The organism is Achromobacter spanius (assembly GCF_029637605.1).
GTDB classification, from domain to species: domain Bacteria; phylum Pseudomonadota; class Gammaproteobacteria; order Burkholderiales; family Burkholderiaceae_B; genus Achromobacter; species Achromobacter spanius_E.
This window is the reverse complement of the sequence record NZ_CP121261.1, coordinates 1370117-1392229: the sequence shown is the minus strand read 5'-3', so window position 1 is coordinate 1392229 and position 22113 is coordinate 1370117. Positions and strand designations below refer to the sequence as shown.

Below are 22113 nucleotides of genomic sequence, written 5' to 3'. Positions count from 1 at the left end.
CGCTGGATGGTCCGGCAAGGACGATCCAGCGCCACGCCGAGTTCAGGGCGTGGGCCGGCACTGCTCAAGCATCCATGCGCCAAATTCGCGCACCAGCGGCGTGTCCGCCTGCGCTTGCGGGTAGACGAAATAGTAGGCATCGGTGCTGCTCAGCACTTGCGGAAACAGTTGGATCAGCTCGCCCGAGTCGATCTCGCGTTCAACCAGAAAACGGGGAAGCAGCGCTGCGCCCAGGCTTGAAGCGGCGGCTTGCGCCAGCATGGATGCCTGCTCGAAATGTGGGCCCTGCATGGCGCGCGCTGAACTGGCGCCGTGCTGGTCGAACCACGTGGCCCATTGCGCGGGGCGTGAGGTCTGGTGCAGCAGCACCACTTGGGCCAGGTCCGCGATATGTCGGATGCCGTGGCGCCGTTGATAGCTGGGGCTGCATACCGCGATGACTTCCTCGGGCATCAGGTATTCGCACACGGCGCCGGCCCAGTAAGGCGCGCCAAAGTGGATGGCTGCGTCAAAGGGTTCTTGCGAAAACTCGAAGGGCAGGGTGCGCGAGGTGAAGTTGATGGTGACCTCGGGCTTGCGCGCCATGAAGTCCCCCAGGCGGGGGATGAGCCATCGGGTGCCCAGCGTGGGCAGCACCGCCAGATTGAGCTGGTCGCGCCGTGTGCACGCCATGGTGCGGCGCGTGGCGTCGGAAAGCTGGTGCAACAGTATGCGCACTTCGGAGGCATAGGCGCGGCCCGCATCGCTTAACACCACCCGTTGGCGCACACGATGGAACAGCGTGACGCCCAATTGCGTTTCAAGCTGGTGAATCTGGCGCGATACCGCGCTTTGCGTCAGGTGGAGCTCATCCGCCGCGCGCGACACGCTGTTGCGCCGGGCGACTGCTTCGAAAGCCAGCAGGTTGGCGACGGGCGGCAGAAAGGTCTTGCGGAACATGGCGATTCCTAATCGGTACGTCCTGAAAGTAAACCCGCCATGACAACACGCCCGCGTGGGCGCCCGAATAGGAAAAGTCTGGAATGCAAAAAGGCCGCGTTATCGCGGCCTTGAGCTTGGGTAACGCGCGCGGCGTTATTCGATGTTCTGCGCTTGTTCGCGCATTTGCTCGATAAGCAATTTCAGATCCATGGCGGCGCGCGTCACATCCATGCTGCCGGCCTTGGAGCCCAGGGTGTTGGCCTCGCGGTTCATTTCCTGGAACAGGAAATCCAGGCGCTTGCCCGCGCTGCCGGCATTCTTCTTGCCCGACGCCGCTTTGCCGCCGCCGTCGGTCAGCAGGTGACGCAATTCCTCAAGGTGCGAACGCAACCGCGACAATTCTTCCGCGACATCAATGCGCAGCGCAAACAGGTTGGCTTCCTGTGACAGGCGTTCGGACAACTCCGTGCCCGAGATGTGCGTGAAACCGCCCGGAAAGGCCGACTCCACGCTTTCGCGCAGCTTGGCGGCCAGCTTCTCGCGGTGGTCGGCCAGCAATTGCGGCAAATGCGCCTGAACGATGTCAACCACGCGGGCGACCCCATCGGCGCATTCGCGCATCATGCCGGCCAGGCGTTCGCCTTCGCGCGCGCGGCCTTCCTGCAATTGGGTCAGGGCCTGTTGTGCGGCTTGCAAACAAGCGGCGCCCCAGATCTGCGGGTCCAGCGCATCATTGCCGCGTTGACCGGGCCAGTTGAACAGTTCCACCAGCCGGGGGGGCGCGATGTCGGGAAGAATGCGGCGGGCAGCCTGGAGCTGCTCGGCCAGGCTTTCCAGCCAGGTCGGGTCCAGCTTGGACAGGTCGGTGCTGGCATTGCGGGTGAACGACACACGAATCTCGACCTTGCCGCGCGCCAGATTGGCCGTCAGCAGTTCGCGCAGCGGCGTTTCAACGTGGCGCAATTCGTCGGGCAAGCGGAAATACAAATCAAGGAAGCGGCTGTTGACGCTGCGCAGTTCAATGGCAAGCGTGCCTTGTTCTAGGTCTGCTCGGGCGTTGCCGAAGGCGGTCATGCTGCGAATCATGGGCGTGTCCTGGTGAAGCTTGGGGTAAGAGCCGGTTGCGCCGGGACCCGCGGCATCCTGGTAAAGGCGGCGGGTCTGTTTATTGAACCGGATATATCGCGGCAGGATACTCCAAGCCGGGATTTCCTGCGGCCGCTGCCCGTACAATGCCGCGAACCCTATTTCTGTCTGGAGTCTGCCTGTGACCAATACGCCCACCATCGCCCGTCCGTCTGGCCGCGCCGTCGACGAACTGCGCCCGTTCAGCCTGGAGCGCGGATTCACGCGCTACGCCGAAGGGTCGGTACTGGTGAAGGCGGGCGACACGCACGTGCTGTGCACCGCCAGCGTGCTGGAAAAGGTGCCGCCGTTTCTGAAGGGCAAGGGCGAAGGCTGGGTCACGGCGGAATACGGCATGCTGCCGCGCGCGACGCACACGCGCGGTGACCGCGAAGCCGCGCGCGGCAAGCAAAGCGGCCGCACGCAGGAAATCCAACGCCTGATCGGCCGCAGCTTGCGTGCCGTGTTCGACATGCGCGCACTGGGCGAACGCACCTTGCATTTGGATTGCGATGTGCTCCAGGCTGACGGCGGCACCCGTTGCGCCAGCATCACTGGCGCCTGGGTAGCGGCGGCCGACGCCGTGGCCTTGCTGATGAAGCGCGGCGACCTGGCGGTAAACCCGATCCGCGATGCAGTCGCCGCCGTGTCCGTGGGCTTGGTGCAAGGGCGTTCGGTGCTGGATCTGGACTACCAGGAAGATTCCGCCTGCGACGCCGACGTCAACGTCATCATGACGGGCAGCGGAGCGTTCGTGGAAGTGCAAGGCACTGGCGAAGGCGCAACCTTCACCCGCGCCGAGTTGGACACCATGCTGGTATTGGCGGAAGGCGGGATTGCAAGCCTGGTCAGGGCGCAGCGGGCTGCACTGGTGTGACCTGATTGGTCCGCCTAAACGCGCTGCGCTGGCCTGACCTTGTAGGATGGGTGAAGCGCGGGAGGCGGCTGGCAAGAATTCGGCTGGGAAACGCGCGTAACCCATCGTTCGGCGATGACTACTGGCCTTGCTGGTTCTTTGGCTGAATTGGCTTGGGCTTCAGCGCTGCTTGATGGGTTTCGCGCGTTTGATTTCATCTTTCTTTTTGATGAAATCTTCGCGCTGCACCCATCCTACGGGGAGACATGTGGCTGCTTGCCACGTAGGATGGGTGCAGCGCGGGAGGCGGCTGGCAAGAACTCTGCCGGGAAACGCGCGTAACCCATCGTTCGGCGGTGACTACTGGCCTTGCTGGTTCTTTGGCTGAATTGGCTCGGGCTTCACCGCTGCTTGATGGGTTTCGCGCGTTTGATTTTATCTTTCTTTTTGATGAAATCTTCGCGCTGCACCCATCCTACGGGGAGACATGTGGCTGCTTGCCACGTAGGATGGGTGCAGCGCGGCAAGCGGCGGGCAAGAATTCGGCTGGGAAACGCGCGTAACCCATTGTTCGGCGATGACTACTGGCCTTGCTGGTTCTTTGGCTGAATTGGCTTGGGCTTCAGCGCTGCTTGATGGGTTTCGCGCGTTTGATTTCATCTTTCTTTTTGATGAAATCTTCGCGCTACACCCATCCTACGGGGAGATACGTGGCTGCTTGCCACGTAGGATGGGTGCAGCGCGGGAGGCGGCTGGCAAGAATTCGGCTGAGAAACGCGCGTAACCCATCGTTCGGCGGTGACTACTGGCCTTGCTGGTTCTTTGGCTGAATTGGCTTGGGCTTCAGCGCTGCTTGATGGGTTTCGCGCGTTTGATTTCATCTTTCTTTTTGATGAAATCTTCGCGCTGCACCCATCCTACGTGGGCAGTAATTCGCCTACCTTGTCTGCCTGTTCCAAGCCCCAGATTTTATCGATCAGGCTGCGTAGCTCTTGTTCCGTCGCCGCATCGGCGTAGCGGCCCAGGCTTAGTGTCTTGTCTTCGATTTCGGGGCGGCTCAGGGTGTTGCCGGGGTCGCCCTTGGGTTCGTCGACGCGGCCGTGCAGCGTGCGGCCGTCGCGCGTGGTGACGGTGACCTTGCCGATCCAACGCTGCGGATAGGCATTGTCGACCTCGGCATCCAGCACCATCTCCACTTTCCCACGGAAAGCGGCCACGGCCGGATCATCCAGCCCCGCATCAAATTCCGCCAAGCCCGCGCGCCCTTGGCGGGCGATCAGCGCCAGCACCGTGCCCATCGAAAACTTGGACTGATGCACCGTTTGCGGGTTGACCACCGGCCCCAGCACATCAATCGCGCCCTGGTGCACATGCGCCACCACGCGCTCTACATCCGCCTCCGTCAGCTTGTTGTCCCGCAGCGCCTGTTGCAAGGCGTCCGCCGCCGGGTGCGTGTGACGGCATGAAGCATGGAACTTGAATGATGTTTCCGCCAAGGCCCAACGTTCGCCCAGGCGGTCGCAAAGCTTGGACGGATCCGCATCCGTGGACATGCCCGCCGCCATGCCTTGCGGGCCTTCCAGGATGTGGCGCGCGCCGGTAAAGCCTTCTTGCGCCAGGTAGGCGGCGGTCATGCCATCGGCCGCGGCCTTGGCCGTATGCAGTTGCTTGGAGTCGGCCGCATCGCGCAGAAATTCCCACAGACCCGCCGCCTGCGTGCCGGCCGAGCCCAAGGCGTGCAGCATCTGTTCGGGTGTGAGCTTGAGCAAACGGCCGGTGGTGACGGCGGCGGCCAAAGTGCCGGCCGTGCCCGTCGTGTGGAAAATCTTGTAGTGCGAGCGGCCCAGGAATTCTCCCACCCGGATGCCCACTTCGTAGCCCGCCACGGACGCCACCAACAGATCACGCCCCGAACTTCCCAGCGCCTGCGCAACCGCTAGCGCGGGCGGAAACACCACGGCGGCCGGATGAAACACCGAGCCGTTGTGGACGTCGTCCTGCTCCACCACGTGGGCCGCTGCCGCGTTCACCATGGCGGCAAACAGCGGCGTGGTCCGGCGGCGGTTGATCAGCACTTCGCTGGGGCCATCGGTCGGCCCCATTGCAGCGGCATAGCGATCCATGGCCAGTACCGCGCGCGCCGACGCGCCGGCGAGTATCGACGCCAGGCAATCCAGCAGCAGGTCTTCGGCGCGGCGCAATACCGGCGCTGGGATGTCTTCGTAGCGCAGGTTGGCGGCGAAGGCGGCCAGTTCGGCGCTTAGATCAGAGGTATCTTTGGTTGCAGTCATGAGCATTGGCGTCGGGTCAGAAGGAACGGGGCAAGCCCAGGATGTGTTCGGCGACGTAAGACAGAATCAGGTTCGTCGAAATCGGCGCCACCTGATAAAGCCGCGTCTCACGGAATTTGCGTTCCACGTCGTATTCGGTGGCAAAGCCGAATCCGCCGTGAAACTGCAGGCAGGCGTTGGCGGCTTCCCAAGACGCATCCGCCGCCAGCAGCTTGGCCATGTTTGCCTGCGCGCCGCAGGGCTGGTGCGCGTCGAACAGCCGGCAGGCTTCGTAACGCATCAGGCTGGCGGCTTCCACGTTGATGTGGGCGCGCGCGATGGGGAATTGCACGCCCTGGTTCTGGCCGATGGGGCGGCCGAACACCATGCGTTCCTTCGCATACGCGGTGACCTTGTCCACGAACCAGTAGCCGTCGCCGATGCACTCGGCGGCAATCAACGTGCGTTCGGCATTCAGGCCATCCAGGATGTACTTGAAGCCTTTGCCTTCTTCACCGATCAGGTTTTCGACGGGAATTTCCAGGTTGTCGAAAAACAATTCATTGGTCTCGTGATTGACCATGTTGGGAATGGGGCGGATCGTCATGCCGTGCTTGACGGCGTGGTGCAGGTCCACCAAGAAGATCGACATGCCTTCGGATTTGCGCGTGACCTGGTCCAGTGGCGTGGTGCGCGCCAGCAGGATCATCAAGTCCGAATGCTGCACGCGCGAAATCCAGACCTTCTGGCCATTGATGACGTAGCGGTCGCCACGGCGCACGGCGGTGGTCTTGATCTTGGTGGTGTCGGTGCCGGTGGTGGGTTCGGTAACGCCCATCGACTGCAACCGCAGTTCGCCCGCGGCGATGCGCGGCAGGTACTCGCGCTTCTGCGCTTCCGAGCCGTGGCGCAGCAAGGTGCCCATGTTGTACATCTGGCCGTGGCAGGCGCCGGAATTGCCGCCGCTGCGGTTGATTTCTTCCATGATGACCGACGCTTCGGTCAAGCCCAGCCCCGAGCCGCCGTATTCCTGGGGAATCAGCGCGGCCAGCCAACCGGCCTCGGTCAGTGCGCGGACAAAGTCTTCGGGGTAGCCGCGTTCTTCATCAACCTTGCGGAAATACTCGCCGGGAAATTGCGCGCAAAGATCGCGCACGGCTTCGCGGATGTCCTGATAGTCGTGTGAGGCGTGGGGCATAGGGGTGTGGTGAGAGACAAGAGGATGGATCGGTACAGCATCGAATGTGCCGCATGGGCGCGGCCGTGCCAATTCACAATTCCTTAATACGGGGTTCCTGTTCGCAAAAGCGCACTTTCATGACGGGCGTTGGTCCGTGTTCAGGGCAGTTGTGTCAAGAAATTGCCAAACTGCCTGTCCATAATCCATGGCACTGCGCCTTACGGCGCCCGGTTTCATACGGATGGATATGCGGAAAAATCTCAGGGTCACCACGGCGGTATCGGCCATTCTGGCGTTGTTTGTCTTGTTGTTTGCGATAGCGGCGGCGGCGGGCATCGCGGTATTGCGCGATAACCGCGCGGACATCGAAGCGCTGGGCCAGGGCAGTATCGAGCGCGCCAGCGACCTGGCCGACATGACCAGCCGGCTGTTCCAGGCGCGCGCCGCGCTGGCCGACGCCAAGACCAGCATGGAGGGCGGGCTGGAAGACGCGCGCAACCAATCGTTAGCTCATGCCGAGGCGCTGCTCAAACAGGCGGGCGAAAGCCTGGCGCAACTGCGCGCCAACCCGGACACCAGCGCGCAAGGCGGCCCGCTGTTTGAACAACTGCTGGCGGCCTACACCGCCTTCGCGGACCAGACCATGACGCCCATGCTGCAAGCGACGCAAGCCTGGAACGGCATTGAAGTGAACCGGCTGGTGGACAAGGTGCTGCCGGCCAGTGGCGCGGCCTATGTGAAGCAGGCGGACGCCTATCAGACCTACGCACGCGAGCAGGGCCAGGCCGCCGTTGCCAGCGCCAGCCAAACCCTGCAGCGCGTCATCATGGTGGCCGGCGTGGTGCTGGCGGTGGTGCTGTTGCTGGCCGTGCTGATCCGGCTGGCGTTTCGGCGCGGCATTCTGCGCCCGCTGAATGAGGCCGGCGCGCACTTCGACCGTATTGCCGATGGCGACCTGACCGGTGCCATCGCCATGCGCGGCGACAACGAAATCGGCGTGCTGTATTCGGCCATGCGCCGCATGCAGACGGGGTTGTCTGCGGCAGTTGCGTCGGTGCGCCATGGTGTCGAGGAAATTCACACCGGCTCGGGCGAGATCGCGGCAGGCGGTGCGGACATGTCCGACCGCACCGCGCGCCAGGCCGGGTCCTTGCAGGAAGCCGCCGCCAACATGACGCAGTTGGCCCACACCGTCCAGCTCACGGCGGGTAATGCCGACCTGGCCAGCCGCCAGGCGGAAAGCGCCACGCAACTGGCCCAGCGCGGCGGGCGCGCGGTGGACGAGGTGGTGCAAAGCATGCAGGGCATTGCCGACAGCGCGCGCCGTATCGGTGAAATTGTGGGCGTGGTGGACAGCATTGCCTTTCAGACCAACATCCTGGCCTTGAACGCCGCTGTCGAGGCGGCCCGTGCGGGCGAGCAGGGCAAGGGTTTCGCGGTGGTGGCGGGCGAAGTGCGCTCGCTGGCGCAACGCAGCGCGCAGGCCGCCAAGGAAATCAAGGGGCTGATCGAAGACTCCGCCGAGCGCGTGCAGGCCGGCGTGCGTCAAGTGAACCTGGCCGGCGACACCATGCGCGACATGGTGGTGTCGGTGGACCGGGTGACGCAGATCGTGGCCGAAATCTCAAACGCGACGGCCGAGCAGGCCGCTGGCATTGCGTCGGTGAACGACGCGGTGGCCGACATTGAACGGTCCACACAGGAAAACGCCGCCATGGTCGAGCAAACCGCTGCCGCCGCCGCCGCCCTGGAAATCCAGGCGCAAGGCCTGCGGCGGGCGGTGGCCGTATTTCAGATTGCCCAGGCGGCGCAAAACGCCTCGGCCGTGCAGGCCTCGATTGGCCAGCTACGCGGCCAGGTCGGGCAGGACGCCGCCGGTGTAGCGCTCGATCACCAGCGACAGGTTCCCATGCTTGACCTTGTGCTTGACGTTCGCGGCAGCCGACGCGATGTCCTCCGGGCGGATGCGCTCGCATAGCGAGGGGGTGACGGTCAGCGCGCCCACGCCCAGCGTGACGAAGGGAAAGAAGCGCGGCACACCGTAGCGGTCTTCCGCTTCGATGCCGCCATTCTTGCGGCCCAGGTCGTCGTACAGGGCCGTGGCCTGTTCGTTGAATTCCACGATGATGCGCTGCACGCGCTCGGTCCAGTCCGGGCTGCGGAACAGCACCACGAAATCATCGCCGCCTACATGGCCGACAAAGTCGCGCAAGGGGTCGCAGTGGTGCTTGATGACCTCGGCGGTCAACATGATCATGTCGTCGCCGCGCCAGTAGCCGTAGACGTCGTTGAAGGGCTTGAAGTTGTTCAGATCGCCATAGCAAACGGTGAAGTCGGCCGCGTCTTCCAGTAGCGTTGCAATGTGGCGGCTGATGGGAATGTTGCCGGGCAGGGACGTCAGCGGGTTGGCGTAGCGCGCCGCCTCGATCCGCATTTCGGTCACGGAACGCACCAGCGTTTCGCCGGTTGCCAAGCCGTCGTAACGGCCATCCCGCGTGATGATCAGGCCGTCCATCAGGTAGCGCTGGTCTTCCGATATCAGCACGTGGCTGAGCTGGTCGATGGACACGTTCAGGTCCACCAGCACCGGTTCGGCGTTCATGAAGGTTGAACAGCGGTCGCGGCCGAACAGTTCGCGCGTGTAGCGCTGCGCGTAGTGTTCCGAGAAGTCGCGCCGGTTGATGATGCCCACCGGCCGGTTATCGGCGTCGACCACCGCCACGGCGTGCATGGCTTTGTGTTCGATAAAAAGCCGGTGCACGTCATCGTTGGTGTGCTTGTCCAGCAAGGCGGCCGGCGCTTCCACGCGCAGGCTGGCCGCCGTGCCGCCCGCCGCGCGTTGCGACAGGGGGCCGGTGCTGCGCACGCGCAGCGAATCGCGCACCGGCGCGGTCAGCTCGGTCAGCAAGGTTTCTTCGGGCCGCCCCAGGAACCAGCCTTGCGCGTAGCGGATGTCCAGTTCGCGCACCACGGCCAGGTCTTCGGCGGTCTCGATGCCTTCGGCCACGATGGAGGTGCCCAGGTGCTGGGCCACCTTCAAAATGGCGCGCACCATGCTTTGCTTGCGGTCGTCGTGCCCGATGCCGTCGAAGAAGTAGCGGTCGATCTTGACCAGGTCGGGCTGCATTTCGGCCCATAGCTGCAAATTCGAGTTGCCCACGCCGTAGTCATCCAGCGCGATGCGCATGCCGTGCTCGCGCAGGCAGGCAAAGGCATTGGTCAGTTCGCCGATGTGGTCGGACAACGGGTCTTGTTCGGTCAGCTCAACGATGATGCTGGAAGCCGGCAGTGCGCAACCTTCAAGCAGGTGCCCAGGCATGTCGCCGCCCCACAGCGTCCAGAAATGGATCAGCGCCGAGCCGGACAGGTTCAGGAACAGCTTGCCGGAAGCCTCGTTGTCGTGGAACCCCTGGGCCCCGGCCCGAAAGCTGGCCAACTCCAGTTGCGGGTGCAGGCCTCGGCGCCGGGCTTCGGCAAAAAGCGCGTCCGGGAAGTGCAGGGCGGTGTCGGCGGGACCGCGTATCAGGCTTTCATGCCCGTAGATGCGCGTGTGAGACAGGTCAACCACCGGCTGAAAGCGGGGTCGCAGCAAACGATCTTGCAAGATGCCGGCCAAGCCGACGGTTGCGGGCGCATCGCCCGACAGAGTGAGAGGCGTGCGGGCCGCAATCGGCCGAGGCAGAGCGTGTAGGGATGTCATCGCCTAGGCGTTCAGATACGATCAGTGACAAGATTGGACATGTTGACAAGAAAATATGTCGGCGTTGTTGCCGGCGCACGCGACGCGCAATCTTCAAGCGCTGTTACATGGGTGTCAACCGAGGTTTCCCCTTGCTAGGAGCGGGGGCAGCGGCCGCCCGCCAGTCCGCGCCCTATACAATTTGCCCCATGACATCCCCCAAGATTCCCGAATCCCTGCGCCGCATCGTTCTGGCGTCCAACAATGCTGGCAAATTGCGTGAGTTTTCCGCCCTGTTTGCGCCTCTGGGTGTTGAACTTGTGCCGCAAGGCGAGCTTGGCGTGCCCGAAGCCGAAGAGCCGCACGTAACCTTTGTTGAAAACGCGCTGGCCAAGGCCCGTCATGCCAGCCGCTTGACTGGCCTGCCAGCCCTGGCCGACGACTCCGGCCTGTGCGTGGCCGCGCTGGACGCTGCGCCCGGCGTGTATTCGGCCCGTTACGCCAAGATGCACGGCGGCGAAAAATCCGACCAGGCCAATAACGCGCTGTTGGTGCGCAACCTGGCGGGCGTTGCCGACCGCCACGCCTGGTATGTGGCGGTGCTGGCCCTGGTGCGTTCGGAGAACGACCCGTGTCCCATCATTGGCGAAGGCCTGTGGCACGGCGAGATCATCGACCAGCCCGAAGGCGCGAACGGCTTTGGCTACGACCCCCACTTCTACCTGCCCGACATGGCGCTGACGGCCGCCTCGCTCGACCCCGAAGAAAAGAACCGCGTCAGCCATCGCGCCCGCGCCTTGCGCGAACTGCTGAGCAAGCTCAGCCACGCTTAACCCGCATGTCCATCACCATTCCCATCCGCAACGACATGGGCGCATCGCCGTCGCGTGTGCGCCTTCCCCCCGGCGCCACGCTGACCAGCCTGCCGCCGCTGTCTATTTATGTGCACGTGCCGTGGTGCGTGCGCAAATGCCCGTATTGCGACTTCAATTCCCACGCCGCGCCGGGAGAGATCCCGGAACGCGCGTATCTGGACGCCTTGCGCAGCGATCTTGAACAGGCGCTGCCGTCCATTTGGGGCAGGCAGGTAGTGTCCGTCTTTATTGGCGGCGGCACGCCCAGTCTGCTGTCGTCGGCCGGCTTGGATGAACTGCTGGCCATGCTGCGCGCCTGTTTGAATCTTTGGCCAGACGCCGAGATCACCATGGAAGCCAACCCTGGCACCGCCGAGGCCAGCCGCTTTCGCGACTATGCGGCAAGCGGCGTTACGCGGTTCTCGCTAGGCATCCAGAGCTTTGACGATGCGCAACTGCAAAAGCTGGGCCGCATCCACGACGCCGCGCAGGCCCGCGCCGCGATCGACATGGCGCAACGCGCCGTCTCGCGCGTGAACCTGGACATGATGTTCGCCTTGCCCGGCCAAAGCCTGGACGCCTGTGTGGCGGACCTGCGCCAGGCCATCTCGTTCGGCACCGAGCATCTGTCGCTGTATCACCTGACGATGGAACCCAACACCGTCTTCGCCAAGTTCCCGCCCGCGGAACTGCCCGACGACGACACCAGCGCGGCCATGCAAGACGCGGTCGAGGCCGAACTGGCGGCAGCCGGCTTGGCGCGCTACGAGGTGTCCGCCTATGCCAAAGCGGGCGCGCGCTGCCGCCACAACCTGAATTACTGGGAATTTGGCGACTACCTGGGCATCGGCCCCGGCGCGCATGGCAAGCTGTCATTTCATGACCGTATCGTGCGCGAAGCCCGGCTGCGCAGTCCGGACTCCTGGATGCAGGCAGCCATGGCGCGCGACGGTAGCCACCTGGCCGAAAGCCGCCAGGTCGGCCCTGATGAATTGCCCTTTGAATTCATGCTCAACGCGCTGCGCCTGAAGGACGGCGTACCCGCCACGGCCTTTAACGAACGCACCGGTTTGTCGCTTGCGGCCATCGCGCACCAATTGGAGGCAGCATCGAAACGGGGCTTGCTGGACGCGGATCCGACGCGCCTGAAGGCCACGCCCTTGGGCTGGCGGTTTTTGAATGACTTGCAGGAAATGTTCCTGTAGTTGCTTTTGCACCAAAACGGAGCAATCATGCTCCATCTTTTGCACCAGGTTGGTGCTTCGTGTTTCCATAAGCGTGCGCTCTTCCCCCGGGATTCCCTAGGGGAAAACCTGGCACGCTTATTGCTTCCCTCTTTTATGCCAGTCGAGCGGCAAAGCCCTCGACCCTTTTATCTAATGGAGATGACATGGCAAGCCCGAAAGACGTCCTGAAACAGATCGCCGATAACGAAGTCAAATTCGTGGATTTCCGCTTTACCGATACGGTTGGCCGTGAGCACCACGTTTCCGTGCCCACCTCCGCGATCGACGAAGACAAGCTGGAAAGCGGGCAGGCTTTCGACGGTTCGTCGATCCCGGGTTGGAAGGGCATTGAAGCGTCCGACATGCTGCTCATCCCCGACTGCTCGTCCGCCAACCTGGACCCGTTCCGCGAAGAGCCCACCCTGATCCTGTCGTGCGACGTCGTTGAACCGTCCGACCTGAAGGGCTATGACCGCGACCCGCGTTCGCTGGCCAAGCGCGCCGAAGCCTACCTGAAGTCCTCCGGCCTGGGCGACACCGCCTACTTTGGTCCGGAACCCGAATTCTTCGTGTTCGACGGCGTGACCTGGAACACCGACATGTCGGGCACGTTCGTCAAGATCAAGTCCGAAGAAGCCTCGTGGTCGACCGGCCTGGAATTCGAAGGCGGCAACACCGGCCATCGTCCCGCTGTCAAGGGCGGCTACTTCCCCGTTCCCCCGGTTGATTCGTTCCAGGACATGCGTTCGGAAATGTGCCTGCTGATGGAACAAATGGGCGTGCCGGTTGAAGTGCACCACCATGAAGTGGCCGGCGCCGGCCAGCTGGAAATCGGCACCAAGTTCAGCACGCTGGTTCAGCGCGCCGACTGGACGCAGATCGTCAAGTACGTGGTGCACAACGTGGCCCACGCCTACGGCAAGACCGCCACGTTCATGCCCAAGCCCGTCGTCGGCGACAACGGTTCCGGCATGCACGTGCACCAATCCATCTGGAAGGATGGCCAAAACCTGTTCGCGGGTAACGGCTACGCCGGCCTGTCGGAATTCGCGCTGTACTACATCGGCGGCATCATCAAGCACGCCCGCGCCCTGAACGCCATCACCAACCCGGGCACCAACTCGTACAAGCGTCTGGTTCCGCACTACGAAGCCCCGGTCAAGCTGGCTTACTCGGCCCGCAACCGTTCGGCCTCGATCCGCATTCCGTACGTCGGCAACCCGAAGGGCCGCCGCGTCGAAGCGCGTTTCCCGGACCCCCTGGCCAACCCGTACCTGGCTTTCTCGGCCCTGATGATGGCCGGCCTGGACGGCGTGCAGAACAAGATCCACCCGGGCGATCCGGCCGACAAGAACCTGTACGACCTGCCGCCGGAAGAAGACGCAAAGATCCCGACCGTGTGCTCCTCGCTGGAACAAGCGCTGGAAGCCCTGGACGCCGATCGCGAATTCCTGACCCGTGGTGGCGTGTTCAGCAACGACATGCTCAACGCCTACATCGATCTGAAGATGGCCGATGTGAATCGTCTGCGCATGACGACGCACCCGGTCGAATTCGACATGTACTACAGCCTCTGATCGTTTAGAGGCTGTGGCGGGGGGAGCGCGATGATGGTGGCAGAAACCAGGGCCCACACATCGCGCACCACCAGGTCGCGGCTCGACGGTTTGTTCGCCAGGCACCACGCCTGGCGGGCAGGGCGCCGGGTTCCGGCGCCGCCGTCGCGGGCGCGTTCCGCTTTTCCCCTGTCATTCGGGTACGTTGAAAAATGAATGTAGAAGCTCTCGACCTGCTTGCCACGTCCGTTTTCCTGGTCAACGAGCGCGGCCACATTGAATACGCCAACGCCGCCGCCGAAGATCTGTTCGGTCGCTCGCGCAAGCAACTCTGCGGGCACTCCGCTGCCACGCTGTTCGACACCCCAGAAAACATCCAGTCCTCCATCGACCGCGCCGCGGCCGGCAGGTACGCCGACGTCAGGCAATTGGCCTCGTTGCGCCGCGCCGCCGAATCCGTTGAAGTCGCGGTCACCACGGTGGGGCTGACGGGCCAACGCTGGCCGGTATTGATCGAAACGCGCGAGATCGAACAGCGCGTGCTGGCCGACCGTAATCATCGGCTGGTGGATGAAATCGAAGCGCACCGCGAGCTGTTGCGCAATCTGGCGCACGAAGTGAAGAATCCCCTGGGCGGTTTGCGCGGCGCCGCGCAATTGCTCGAAGCCGAGCTGCCCAGTGCGGCGCTGGCTGAATATACCCAAGTCATTATTTCCGAAGCCGACCGCCTGCAGGCGCTGGTGGACCGCTTGAGCGGCCCGCAACGTGTGCCGCTGAACGCGCGGCCGGTGAACATCCATGAAATCTGCGAGCGCGTCTGCGCGCTGATTCAGGCCGAGTTCCGCAACGACGTCTCCATCCTGCGCGACTACGACGCCTCGGTGCCAGATTTGAAGGGCGATGCCGCCCGCCTGATGCAGGCGGTGCTGAACGTGGCGCGCAACGCGGCGCAGGAACTGGTTGCGCGGCCGCAAGGCCCGCAGACGGAACCCGGCGTGGTGACGCTGCGCACCCGCGTGGCCCGGCAGGTCATGCTGGCCCATCGGCAACACCGGCTTGCGCTGGTGCTGTCCATCATCGACAACGGTCCGGGCGTGCCGGACCACATCCGCGACCGCATTTTCCACCCGCTGGTCACGGCCAGGGCCGGCGGTACCGGGCTGGGCTTGAGCCTGGCCCAGGACTTCGTGCAGCAGCACGGCGGCATCATCGAATTTGAATCCCGACCCGGGCGTACCGAGTTTCGCCTGGTCCTACCGATGGAGCCCGCACACTGATGAAACCCGTATGGATCGTCGACGACGACCAGGCCATCCGCTGGGTCCTCGAAAAGGCCCTGGCCCGCGCTGGTGTCCCCACCCGTAGTTTTTCCCAATCGGCCGACGTGCTGGAAGCGCTGTCGCGCGAAACGCCCGTCGCCTTGGTGTCCGATATCCGCATGCCTGGCGGCAATGGCTTGGAGCTGTTGCGCCAGTTGAAAGAACGCCATCCTGGCTTGCCGGTGATTGTGATGACCGCGTTCGCCGACCTGGACAGCACCGTGTCCGCCTTCCAGGGCGGCGCGTTTGATTACCTGGCCAAGCCGTTCGACGTGAACGAAGCGGTGGCGCTGATCCAGCGCGCCATGCAGGAATCCGCACAGCCCGAAAGCCCGGAAGGCCAAGGCGAGGGCGCGCAGAACAACGAGCGCTGGATGATGACGCAGTCGTCTTCCACCGCCATGCAGGAAGTGTTCCGCGCCATTGGCCGGCTGGCTCAGTCCAAGGTCACGGTGTTGATCACGGGCGAGTCGGGCACGGGCAAGGAATTGGTGGCCCGTGCGCTGCACGGCCACGGCGTGCGTGCCAGCGGGCCGTTTGTGGCCTTGAACGCGGCGGCCATCCCGCGTGACCTGCTTGAAGCCGAATTGTTCGGGCACGAACGCGGCGCGTTCACGGGCGCCAATAATTTGCGCCGGGGCCGCTTCGAGGAAGCGCATGGCGGCACGCTGTTCCTGGACGAAATCGGCGACATGCCGATCGAACTTCAAACCCGCTTGCTGCGTGTGCTGGCCGAAGGCAGCTTCTATCGCGTGGGCGGTGCACAGCCGGTGCGCGTGGACGTGCGCATCGTGGCGGCCACCCACCAGCCGCTGGAACAGCGTGTAGAGCAGGGCCTGTTCCGCGAAGACTTGTTCCACCGCCTGAACGTGATCCGGCTGCGCCTGCCGCCCTTGCGTGAGCGCGTGGAAGACATTCCCGCGCTGGCCCAGCACTTTCTGACCGCCAGCGCCCGCACGCTGGGCGTGCCGGTCAAGCGCCTGACGCCGGACGCGCTGGCCGTGCTGACCAAGTTCGACTTTCCGGGCAACGTGCGGCAGTTGGAAAACTTCTGCCACTGGTTGACGGTCATGGCGCCCGGTCAGACGGTGGACCGCGCCGATCTTCCGCCGGAAATCCGCGCATTGGAACACCAACAGCATCAACCCGCGTCGGCGCCCTTGCGTCCGGCCGCGCCGATTTCAGGCATCGGCACGGTGGTGCAGGCGGGGCAGGGGCAGGCGGTGGACGACGGCGCGCCGCGCAATTGGCAAGATTCCCTGCTGCGCGACGCGCAGTACAGGCTGGAACGCGGTGAACCCGCTGTAATGGCCACGCTGACCCGTCAGTTTGAAAAGATCCTGCTGCAAAGCGCCCTGGACGCCAGCCGTGGCCGCCGCGTGGAAGCGGCATCACGATTGGGGATTGGGCGCAACACCATCACGCGAAAATTGCGTGAATTGGGGATTGAGGACGAGTGATGGCGTGGTGATGTGGTGGTGTGGGGATGTGATGGGTTGCGCGCGATCGGCGTCCAGATTCTTCTGAACGGCATGGCGCGCTCCACCCATCCTACGCATCCAACGCACGTCACCCGGTAGGATGGGTGCAGCGCGCACCACCCGTCGCAAGAAAACCGCCGCAATTCGCGCGAAACCCATCACCCCGCACAAGGCACGTCCGTAGGATGGGTGCAGCGCGCACCAGCCGTCGCAAGAACATCGCCGTAATTCGCGCGAAACCCATCACCCCGCACAAGGCACGTCCGTAGATTCTATGGTTTGGCGCAAGCTTGGCTGACCATAAAGAGGTTTACATCGAAGGGTTTGCGCGATTTCCATACGCCGAAGGCGATGCGTAGGAGTTTTCTGGCGATGATGTTTAATGCCTGCGTTGAGGCCCAGCCCTTGGCTCGTAACGCTGCGTAGAGGGGTTTGAAGGCAGCTGTTCGGCTTGCTGAGGATGCCGCGTTGTAGGCAAGGCTTCTCAGGGCCGCATCGCCTTGCTTGCTGAGTTTACGCAGGCCTTTGTAGGCGCCAGACTCCTTGGGCCTGGGGTCCAGCCCCGCGTAGGCCACCACTGCGTCCGAGGAGGCGAACGGGATGCGGGCGAAGGCCGTCACCAGTGCGGCCCCAGTCAGCTTTCCCACGCCGGTAATGCTGGTGATTAAGTTGAAGTCGTCGGTCAAGGCGGGTTCGGCAGCGATCTGATCGAGCATTTCGCGCTCAAGAGCATCTGCCAACTGCGCCAAGGCATCCAACGCTTGCTGGACCTGAGCTTGCGAGCCCACGTGTTTGTGCCGATCGCTGGACAGGCGCAGCCTCGTGCGCGTCGTGACCGCCACCTTGCGTAAGCGTTGGATCTGACTCAGGCGCTCGATGTGCTCCGGGCAAGGTTCGTAGCTATGCAACCGCTCGTGCTCGAGCGCCACGTAACGCGCAATCATGACAGCGTCGAGTCGGTCGGTCTTGCCCCGTTGAGCCTGCGACTTGGCGTAATGGTGCAAGGCCTTGGGGTTCAGCACATAGACGCGCAGTCCACGCTCATATGCCAGGTCGGCCAACAGGCGCTCGTAGCCACCGGTGGACTCCATGGCAAGAACGCTTCCGGACGGCAGCGTTTGCAACCATTTTTCCAAGCCAGTCGTTGAGTTTTTGACGGCTCGGGTCAACGGCTTGGCCGCCCCGTGCATCGCCACAACAACCTCGGATTTCCCCACATCCACACCAAAGAAAGATTGAGACGTTTGCATCTCTAGACTCCCTGCGATAGCGTTGTGTCTGCTGGGGAAGCCACGCCCGATTCGTTACCTTGCGATCAATCGGCGGTCACGGCCGCTAGATTCTTAATCGACGTATTTGGGCGGGGTGGGATATCTACCGACGTCAGTCCGCTGGTGACGGCTGATGGATGGGTGCGTCCCGATCCCCAGCACCCCCGAAGCAAGATCGGTAAGTGCTATGAAAACATACAAGGATGGGTGCAGCGCGCACCAGCCGTCGCAAGAACACCGCCGTAATCCGCGCGAAACCCATCACCCCCGCACAAGGCACGTCCGTAGGATGGGTGCAGCGCGCACCAGCCGTCGCAAGAACACCGCCGTAATTCGCGCGAAACCCATCACCCCGCACAAGGCACGTCCGTAGGATGGGTGCAGCGCGCACCAACCGTCGCAAGAACATCGCCGTAATTCGCGCGAAACCCATCACCCCGCACAAGGCACGTCCGTAGGATGGGTGCAGCGCGCACCAACCGTCGCGAGAACACCGCCGTAATTCGCGCGAAACCCATCACCCCGCACAAGGCACGTCCGTAGGATGGGTGCAGCGCGCACCAGCCGCCGCAAGAACACCGCCGTAATTCGCGCGAAACCCATCACCCCGCACAAGGCACGTCCGTAGGATGGGTGCAGCGCGCACCAACCGTCGCAAGAACACCGCCGCAATTCGCGCGACACCCATCACCCCACACAAGGCACGTCCGTAGGATGGGTGCAGCGCGCACCAACCGTCGCAAGAACACCGCCGTAATTCGCGCGAAACCCATCACCCCATCCCCAGCAAACTCTCACACAGCCTAGGCGATTTCAGCTTCTGCAGCCACCATTTCAGCGCTTCCCCGGCGCTTCCGCCCGCCAGGCGTAAGCCACGTGTTCCGTCAGAGACATCCCTTCATCCGTCTCACACACCACCAACAAGCCCTGCGCCAAATACGGCGCGGCCATGGTCAGCGGCAAATAACCGCAACCCAAACCCCGCACCTGCGCGTCGATCTTCGCCTGCATTGACGGCATGACCAGCGTGGACTGATCCGCCAGGATGCCGCGTGATTGCGGCGGCAGGTTCCGCGACGTATCCGCCACCACCACCGCGCAATACTTCGTGATGTCCGCGCGGCTAAGGGGTTGCGCCAAGGACGCCAAAGGGTGATGCGCCGCCACGCAGAAACCAAACTGGGTCGTGCCGATGGTTTGCGATCGATATGGCCCGGTGGGCTCTGCATTGGCTCCTGCGCCGATGACCAGGTCCGCGCGATTGGACGTCAGCGCATCCCAATTGCCGCTTAGTACCTCGCTGGAAAACCGCAGCGTCGTCGCGCTTTCCAGCGTCTGGAATTCAGCGATCAGGTCATAAAGCGGCCGCCACGGCAGCACCGCGCTGACGGCAATGCGCAGTTCCACCTCCCAACCCGTGGCAATGCGCTTGACGCGGCACGCCAAATCATCCAACGATTGCAACACATACCGCCCGTCCTTCAGCAGCGCCTCGCCCGCAGGCGTAAGTAGCGCGCGATGTCCGGAGCGGTCGAACAGCAAGACGTCCAGGCCGTCTTCCAGCTTGCGTATGGAATAGGTCACGGCCGATGGCACCTTGCCCAATTCGCGGGCCGCCTTGGCAAAGCTGCCGTGCCGGGCGATGGCGTCTACCAGGATGAGTAATTCAGGCGTAATAGGCTGCATGTCAGGTCGAAAAGTGGGCATTCAAAATATTTGAACAAACTCGTCAAAATATAGCGCCGAAACGCCTATCTGGCGCGCGCAGAATATCACTCATGCCAGGGGTGCAGCGAAACGGCAACGAAACAGAGCTGCCAGCGCACCCCGACAACCATTCATATTATTGAAACAGGAGTCCACAATGCTTACGATTCGCCGCGCTAACGAACGGGGTCACGCCAACCACGGATGGCTGGATTCGTTTCATACCTTTTCCTTTGCCAACTACTACGACCCGGCTCACATGGGCTTTGGCTCGCTGCGCGTCATCAACGACGACCGCATTGCCGCCGGACGCGGTTTTGGCACCCACGGCCATCGCGACATGGAGATCATTACCTATGTGCTGGACGGTGCCATCGCCCACAAGGACAGCATGGGCAGCGGCTCGACCATCAAGCCGGGCAATGTGCAGCGGATGAGCGCGGGGCGTGGCGTGATGCACTCCGAATTCAACCCGCTGCCCGACACCGAAACGCACATGCTGCAAATCTGGATCGAGCCCGACGTGACCGGTATTGCGCCGGAATACGAAGAGCGCGAATTCAGCGATGCGCAAAAGCGTGGCCGTCTGCAAGCCCTGGTGTCGCCCGATGGCGAAGACGGTTCGATGAAGATCCATCAAGACGCGCGGCTTTATGGTGGCCTGTTTGATGGCGACGAATCCGCCACGCTGAAGCTGGCAGCGGGTCGTCGGGCCTGGGTCCACGTGGCGCGCGGCAGCTTGACGGTCAACGGCGTTGAGCTGTCGGGTGGCGACGCGGCGGCCATCACGGATGAAACCCGTGTCGAATTGTCGGCCGGCAAGAAGGCCGAAGTGCTGGTGTTTGACCTGGCGTAAGCCACGGGCGCCGGGCGGAAGCAGTTTCCGCCCGGCTTGTTATTGATGAGGCCAATGGGCCTTAAGATGGCCGTTGGCCAATTCATGCGGAGCTCTACACCATGTCCACCTTGTCCGAAGCAGGCGAAAGCCAGATCGAAACCATCGTCGTGCCGCGCACCAGCGACCTGGGCGGCTTTTCCGTCCGGCGCGCCATTCCGTCGGCGCAGCGTCGCACGGTTGGGCCGTTCGTATTCCTGGACCACATGGGTCCCGCCGATTTTGACGTGGGCGCCGGCATCGACGTGCGGCCGCATCCGCATATCGGCCTGTCCACGGTGACCTATCTGTATGAAGGGTCAATGGTGCATCGCGACGGTGCCGGCCATACCCAGACCATTCTTCCTGGCGAAGTGAACTGGATGACGGCGGGGCGCGGCATCGTGCACTCCGAGCGTTCGTCGCCCGAAGCCCGCCTGTCGCCGCAACGCCTCTGTGGCCTGCAAATTTGGGTGGGCCTGCCCACCAAGTACGAAGAAACGGATCCCGGCTTCACGCACTACGGGTTGGACGCGCAGCCGGTGATTGAAGGCGAGGGCGTGCGCGCCCAGGTCGTGGCGGGCTCGCTGTTCGGCAAAACGTCGTCCGTCAAGACGCTGTCACCACTCTTTTATGGCGACCTGCAGTTGCAAGCCGGCGCCACCACGGTACTGCCGGCGGAATACGAAGAGCGCGCCGCCTACCTGGCGCAAGGCACCGTCGAAGTCGACGGGCAAGTCTTTGAAAGCGGCAGGCTGGTCGTCTTTGCTCCCGGCCGCCCGGTGCAGATTCGCGCCATTACCGCCGCCCGTTTCGCCGTGATCGGCGGCGAGCCCCTGGATGGCCCGCGCTACGTCTGGTGGAACTTCGTATCCAGCAACAAGGACCGTATCGAACAAGCCAAGCAGGATTGGCAGCGCACGCGTTTCGATCAGGTTGTGCCGGGCGACGAAACGGAATTCATCCCGCTGCCCGAACCGCGCGCCTGATTACCGGCGGCGCATCGCGTAACGTTCAGCGCCCGCGGGCAAAAGCCTGCTCTCGCTGTTCTTCCAAGGCTTCGCGGCGGATGAAGTCGCGCACGAAGTCGTTGCTGGGGCGATGGTGCAGGTTATAGGGGGTGTCCCACTGCGCGATGCTGCCCTGGCTCATTACCCCGATGCGGTCCGCGATGGCGAAGGCTTCGGCCTGGTTGTGCGTGACGAGCATGGCCGTGTGGCCGGTCGTCTTGAGGATATCGCGCACTTCGAATGCCAGGCGCTCGCGCGTGTCCACGTCCAGGTTGGAAAACGGCTCGTCCAGCAACAGCAGGTCGGGCGAGGGCGCCAGCGCGCGCGCCAGCGCCACGCGCTGTTGCTGGCCTCCCGAGATCTCGTGCGGATAGCTGTTGGCGGCATGGGCCAGGCCCACCAAGGTCAGCATTTCTTCGACACGGCGGGCGCGCTCGGCGCGCGGCAGCTTGCGCAGGCCGAAAGCGACGTTCAGCGCCACCGTCAGGTGGGGAAACAGCGCGTAATCCTGGAACATCATGCCGACGCGGCGGTGTTCGGGCGCGACTTGTTCGGTAGGCGACGAGATCACCGTACCGTCCAGCAGGATGCGACCGGCGCGTACGGGTTCAAAGCCGGCAATGGCGCGCAGCACCGTCGTCTTGCCGCAGCCGGATTCCCCCAGCAAGCAGCCGATATGACCCACGGGCAGACCCAGCGACAGATCCTGCACAACGGGTTTCAAGCCCTTGGGCGTGTCGTAAGCCAGGGAAAGATGTTCGATTTCTAAGAGATCGGGCACGAT

The 22113-nt window shown here is 63.4% G+C and carries 15 protein-coding genes and 2 pseudogenes; 9 read left to right on the top strand and 8 right to left on the bottom strand.

The features are described 5' to 3' along the window. Positions 1-42 precede the first annotated feature (42 nt). Both P8T11_RS06075 and P8T11_RS06070 read right to left on the bottom strand, forming a co-directional pair. Positions 43-939, bottom strand: coding sequence for a LysR family transcriptional regulator (locus tag P8T11_RS06075; protein ID WP_268077784.1), 897 nt, complete (start codon positions 937-939; stop codon positions 43-45). A 135-nt stretch (positions 940-1074) separates the two neighbouring features. Then, positions 1075-2007: a YicC/YloC family endoribonuclease gene (locus P8T11_RS06070; RefSeq protein ID WP_277550763.1), complete on the bottom strand. Its 933-nt coding sequence runs from the start codon at positions 2005-2007 to the stop codon at positions 1075-1077. A gap of 181 nt (positions 2008-2188) precedes the next feature. Between P8T11_RS06070 and rph the strand changes: the two genes are divergently transcribed. After that, the gene (gene rph / locus P8T11_RS06065) at positions 2189-2923 is read left to right on the top strand and encodes a ribonuclease PH (protein ID WP_277550765.1); all 735 of its coding nucleotides are present in this window, start codon (positions 2189-2191) and stop codon (positions 2921-2923) included. Positions 2924-3819: 896 nt separating this feature from the next. Here rph and P8T11_RS06060 read toward each other — a convergent pair. Continuing rightward, entirely contained in the window at positions 3820-5193 is a 1374-nt protein-coding gene (locus tag P8T11_RS06060) for an MmgE/PrpD family protein (protein WP_268077785.1), read from the bottom strand. 16 nt (positions 5194-5209) lie between these two features. Next, positions 5210-6370 (bottom strand): acyl-CoA dehydrogenase family protein, encoded by a 1161-nt coding sequence (locus P8T11_RS06055; RefSeq protein WP_050446881.1) that lies wholly within the window; start codon positions 6368-6370, stop codon positions 5210-5212. Between the two features lie 187 nt (positions 6371-6557). On the opposite strand from P8T11_RS06055, the pseudogene P8T11_RS06050 reads away from it, so the two are divergent. Continuing rightward, positions 6558-8033, top strand: a pseudogene (locus P8T11_RS06050) (methyl-accepting chemotaxis protein); the annotation flags it as partial. Positions 8034-8198: 165 nt separating this feature from the next. On the opposite strand, the gene P8T11_RS06045 reads toward P8T11_RS06050, so the two are convergent. Then, entirely contained in the window at positions 8199-10052 is a 1854-nt protein-coding gene (locus tag P8T11_RS06045) for an EAL domain-containing protein (RefSeq protein ID WP_268077786.1), read from the bottom strand. Between the two features lie 188 nt (positions 10053-10240). Between P8T11_RS06045 and rdgB the strand changes: the two genes are divergently transcribed. The 5 genes from rdgB (at position 10241) to ntrC (ending at position 16446) form a co-directional block, all read left to right on the top strand. Then, positions 10241-10864, top strand: a complete 624-nt coding sequence (gene rdgB / locus P8T11_RS06040; RefSeq protein ID WP_268077787.1) for an RdgB/HAM1 family non-canonical purine NTP pyrophosphatase — start codon at positions 10241-10243, stop codon at positions 10862-10864. 5 nt (positions 10865-10869) lie between these two features. Continuing rightward, entirely contained in the window at positions 10870-12090 is a 1221-nt protein-coding gene (gene hemW / locus P8T11_RS06035; RefSeq protein WP_268077788.1) for a radical SAM family heme chaperone HemW, read from the top strand. A 185-nt stretch (positions 12091-12275) separates the two neighbouring features. Then, positions 12276-13688, top strand: a complete 1413-nt coding sequence (glnA, locus tag P8T11_RS06030; protein WP_050446877.1) for a type I glutamate--ammonia ligase — start codon at positions 12276-12278, stop codon at positions 13686-13688. A 191-nt stretch (positions 13689-13879) separates the two neighbouring features. Continuing rightward, the gene (gene glnL / locus P8T11_RS06025; protein WP_268077789.1) at positions 13880-14944 is read left to right on the top strand and encodes a nitrogen regulation protein NR(II); all 1065 of its coding nucleotides are present in this window, start codon (positions 13880-13882) and stop codon (positions 14942-14944) included. Then, on the top strand, positions 14944-16446 hold the full coding sequence (ntrC, locus tag P8T11_RS06020; RefSeq protein WP_268077790.1) for a nitrogen regulation protein NR(I): 1503 nt from the start codon (positions 14944-14946) through the stop codon (positions 16444-16446). Before glnL ends, ntrC begins: the two co-directional genes overlap by 1 nt. A 293-nt stretch (positions 16447-16739) precedes the next feature. Here the strand turns inward: ntrC and P8T11_RS06015 are convergent, their stop codons facing one another. Beyond that, complete coding sequence (locus P8T11_RS06015) at positions 16740-17717, bottom strand: IS110 family transposase (RefSeq protein WP_268077791.1); 978 nt, start codon at positions 17715-17717, stop codon at positions 16740-16742. 793 nt (positions 17718-18510) lie between these two features. Further along, positions 18511-19424: pseudogene (locus P8T11_RS06010) on the bottom strand (LysR family transcriptional regulator). Between the two features lie 178 nt (positions 19425-19602). Between P8T11_RS06010 and P8T11_RS06005 the strand changes: the two are divergent. Next, positions 19603-20301, top strand: a complete 699-nt coding sequence (locus P8T11_RS06005) for a pirin family protein (protein ID WP_100855875.1) — start codon at positions 19603-19605, stop codon at positions 20299-20301. Positions 20302-20402: 101 nt separating this feature from the next. Further along, a complete protein-coding gene (locus P8T11_RS06000; RefSeq protein WP_259247743.1) occupies positions 20403-21308 on the top strand; it encodes a pirin family protein in 906 nt (301 codons plus the stop codon). A gap of 25 nt (positions 21309-21333) precedes the next feature. Here the strand turns inward: P8T11_RS06000 and P8T11_RS05995 are convergent, their stop codons facing one another. After that, positions 21334-22110, bottom strand: coding sequence for an ABC transporter ATP-binding protein (locus P8T11_RS05995; RefSeq protein WP_268077793.1), 777 nt, complete (start codon positions 22108-22110; stop codon positions 21334-21336). Positions 22111-22113 lie beyond the last annotated feature (3 nt).